Origin of the sequence: Xenorhabdus bovienii (assembly GCF_024721015.1) — a bacterium.
GTDB classification, from domain to species: domain Bacteria; phylum Pseudomonadota; class Gammaproteobacteria; order Enterobacterales; family Enterobacteriaceae; genus Xenorhabdus; species Xenorhabdus bovienii.
The window spans coordinates 1-1214 of sequence record NZ_JANAIF010000220.1 but is presented as its reverse complement, the minus strand read 5'-3'; the positions used below and the strand labels follow the sequence as shown (position 1 = coordinate 1214).

Below are 1214 nucleotides of genomic sequence, written 5' to 3'. Positions count from 1 at the left end.
TAGGGCAAACGGGTCTAAATTATACTGACGTAAACCCTCCCGTTAGAACCTTCAGCATATAACCATTATCCCATCCAGCTTTCTGGCGCTTGGTTTTCACACCCACCTTAACGGTTTTCTCATTTTTCAGTAGGTTAAGGGCTATTTTATTCATTAATGCCATGTTTTCAGCGGCATGACCACTTCTCAGACGCTGGCCGTCTTCACCGAAACTGACGTCTAACTGCCAGTGCAGCTTCGTTTCAATGTGCCAATGACTGCGTATCGCGCACGCGATAAAGTCCGCCGACTTATCACGGTGACTGGTGATAAAGTAACGTCTTTCATAACGCGCTGATTTTCCCTGCTCTTCACGCCAGGACTCCACAACCGCAATGCCGCCCAGCGTATGCCACTGAGGGTGCCGAGCCCGCAACCAACCGATATCGTTAACCAGCCACAACCGACGCTCTTCAATACGGCCATGATCGCCCTCCGTGCACTGGGTTTTGGCGTGAGATATTCCCGTAAAATCGTTCGCCAGCTGGGTTTCTAAAAAGAGTTTGATATCATCATGAAACTCGCCCTGGTTGCTTTTTAACGCCAGCCCATAATCGGCTTGGTTCTCGACAATCTGGTCAGCGATTTTGTACTGGCAGCCCATCGCGTCAATCGTGATGGTCGAACCGCCAATATCCAGTAGCGCCAACAACTTGGGGATCGCAGTGATTTCATTCGATTTGTCCGAGACTTTCACCTGACCAAAGCAGAGTTGATTCGCGACTGACCAGGCGCTGACCAGATGGAGAGCCGGTGCGCCATTGGCTTTGTCGAGCGTTCCCCGCAATGTTTTGCCATCCAACGCAATAATGTCATCGGAGATTTTGGCTAAGCTGCTCACCCATTGGGTAAAAGCGTCCCCAAATTCTTGGGGATCAAGCCGATTTATCACATCGTTAAAGGTGTCGTGACTGGGGATGCCATTGGGAAGATCCAGAAACTGCCGAAACCAATCTTCCTTGGATTTACCGTATTCTTCAATCGCATTGAAACCTTCGCAACCGCAGATCACGGCACAAATCGAAATGGTTAAAATATCGATGAGGGCATACTGTTTAGTGCGGTTGATACGCGGATCAGTGAGGTGTCCAAAGGCGTGACTAAGCGTGGTTGCTTGCATGGCAGTTTCTACGGTTATCATGGTCAGTATGCGAATTATAAATCACAAACATCGA

At 49.1% G+C, this 1214-nt stretch carries 1 protein-coding gene; it reads right to left on the bottom strand.

Translation table 11 applies throughout. The features are described 5' to 3' along the window. Positions 1–19: 19 nt before the first annotated feature. Positions 20–1159 carry an ISAs1 family transposase gene (locus tag NXS07_RS20165; protein ID WP_258087528.1) on the bottom strand — a complete coding sequence of 380 codons (1140 nt, stop codon included), beginning with the start codon at positions 1157–1159 and terminating at the stop codon, positions 20–22. Positions 1160–1214: the final 55 nt, after the last annotated feature.

What these genes read in the sequence shown, in the direction of transcription:
- NXS07_RS20165 (WP_258087528.1), bottom strand. Translation starts at nt 1,159, where the DNA reads ATGCAAGCAACCACGCTTAGTCACGCCTTTGGACACCTCACTGATCCG.